The organism is Nitrosophilus sp. (assembly GCF_982775275.1).
In genome coordinates this window covers 1-2,195 of the sequence record NZ_CEXZHP010000234.1, presented here as the reverse complement: position 1 = coordinate 2,195, position 2,195 = coordinate 1, and the positions used below count along the sequence as shown (strand labels likewise).

General features: G+C 26.3%; 3 protein-coding genes. All 3 read left to right on the top strand.

Annotated elements, in window-relative coordinates; translation table 11 throughout:
* The coding region (locus AC30RD_RS08680) for a hypothetical protein (RefSeq protein ID WP_489494109.1) at positions 1 to 485 on the top strand (485 nt) is incomplete at its 5' end.
* A gap of 124 nt (positions 486 to 609) precedes the next feature.
* Positions 610 to 1,380, top strand: a complete 771-nt coding sequence (locus AC30RD_RS08675) for a DNA adenine methylase (protein WP_489494107.1) — start codon at positions 610 to 612, stop codon at positions 1,378 to 1,380.
* Positions 1,381 to 1,396: 16 nt separating this feature from the next.
* Positions 1,397 to 2,029: a LexA family transcriptional regulator gene (locus tag AC30RD_RS08670; RefSeq protein ID WP_489494106.1), complete on the top strand. Its 633-nt coding sequence runs from the start codon at positions 1,397 to 1,399 to the stop codon at positions 2,027 to 2,029.
* Positions 2,030 to 2,195 lie beyond the last annotated feature (166 nt).

Below are 2,195 nucleotides of genomic sequence, written 5' to 3'. Positions count from 1 at the left end.
TAAGTGTTTTTATCATTTCATTTCTCCTAATTACTTACATTTATTTTAGAGATAATCAAATTTTTAAAAACTTTAAAGAAAAATATATAAATGAAAATGGTAATGAGACATGGAATATTCCTGAAGATCTAGAAGAGTTTAAAAAACTTGCTATTGATACTTTAAATTGGCAAATAGGACGAGTAGTATTAAAAGAAGTTGGTGGCAAGCAAGTTGATTTAAGTGCAGTAAACTCTAAAGCTATAGCTTTACTTGTTAAAGTAATAAGCTCTTTAAATCCAAACTTAGATATTTTAACAGATTTAGAGAAAGATAGTTTTAATACTTTGCTAAATCTTGCTAATAATGGTTATAGTGATAGTAAGAAATTAAAAACAGCAACAGAAGCAGTTACACAAAGTATTTCAAAATATACTGATAAAATAGTTAGAGTTGGAAAAGCGGATACACATGAAGATGTGATAAATATCTTAAACGAAGACTAACAAAAAAGGCTCCTTCCTCTTTTTATCTTCCAAAGGAGCCTTTATCGCAAAAACTGCATAAAAATCATATCACAAAGTATCATCTATCCTAAAAAAGATGACACTTTGTATCAAAGGAGTTATTATGCAGTCAAAAAATTTAAAAGCACCTTTTGGGTGGATAGGTGGGAAAAGTCGTTTAGCAAAGGATATAGTCTCTCTTATATATCCTCACAAAACTTATATAGAAGTTTTTGGAGGTGCATTAAATGTCTTATATTCTAAAACACCTTCAAAACTTGAAGTTGTCAATGATATAAATGGAGAACTTATAAATCTTCATAGAGTTATAAAGAACTATCCTCAAACTTTAACTATCTACTTAAATGAACTTCTTATCTCAAGAGAGATATTTAAAGATATAAAACAAAAATATATAAAACCAAAGAACAATATTCAAAAAGCAGCTTTTTATTACTATCTTTTATCTCAAAGCTTTGGAAGTAAAATGGATAATTTTGCAATGAGTGCTAAAAGTGGGAGAAAACCAAAAGATATATACAAATCTTTTAAAATTTGGTCAAAGAGACTAAAATATGTAACTATAGAAAATCTCTCTTTTGAAAAACTTATAAAGCTCTATGATAAAGAGGATAGCTTTTTTTATTGTGATCCTCCATATTTTGGGACGGAGAGTTACTATAAAAATACCGGTGGATTTGGAAAAGATAAACATATACTTTTAAAAGAAACTTTAACAAATATAAAAGGAAAATTTTTACTTAGTTACAATGACACTATTTTTATAAAGGAACTATACAAAGATTTTCATATCAGATCAAAAGATGTAAAATATACACTCGGTGGCTCAAAAAATCCTAAAAAGACTAAAGAAATTTTTATCTCTAATTATTGATTTTATATCATTTGATATGGAAACTTTTAAACAAATAGTCGCAAAAATAAAAATAATACTGGGAGTAAATAGAGATTATGAGGTTGCAAAAGAGTTAAACCTAAGCCTCACTAACCTTAGACAAAGAAAGGTTAGAAACTCTATCCCCTATAAAAATATAATGGATTTTTTAGCCAAAAAAGGTATATCAATCAACTATTTTTTTTATGGTCAAACTCCAGAAAGCCTTATAAATTCAACTGAGGAGTATATTTTATTAAAATACAAAAAAACCAATATTACTGCAGGTGGAGGTGGTGTTCAAGATTTTATAGAGATAAAACAAATTCCATTTTCAAAAGAGCTTCTATCTGAAATCAACATCAAATATATAACTTTAGAACTTGCAAAAAATATCGGTGATAGCATGGAGCCACTTTTTAGTAGTAATTCTATACTATTTATTGATACTCAAGATAGAACAATCAAAAACAATAAGGTCTATATTATTCAAGCAAATAATGAACTATTTGTAAAAAAAGTAAAAATTCACAATAATAAAGTCTTACTAATATCTGAAAATAAATTTTATAGTGATATGGAGTATTTAACAAATGAAATCAAAGTTATAGGAAAAGTGAAAGCCGTTTTTAAAAAATGCGATTTTTAAAAGAGCTTTAAACATATTTTAAAACCCATTTAAAGAATGTAAAAAAAAATCTAATTTTGTAAAATTTTAAAATGTCCCTAAAATATCTACTAAACCACCAAAAAATCGCCAAAATGCTAAAAAAATTTGATATATAAAGTTAGACATTACTACCTACTTTTTACAA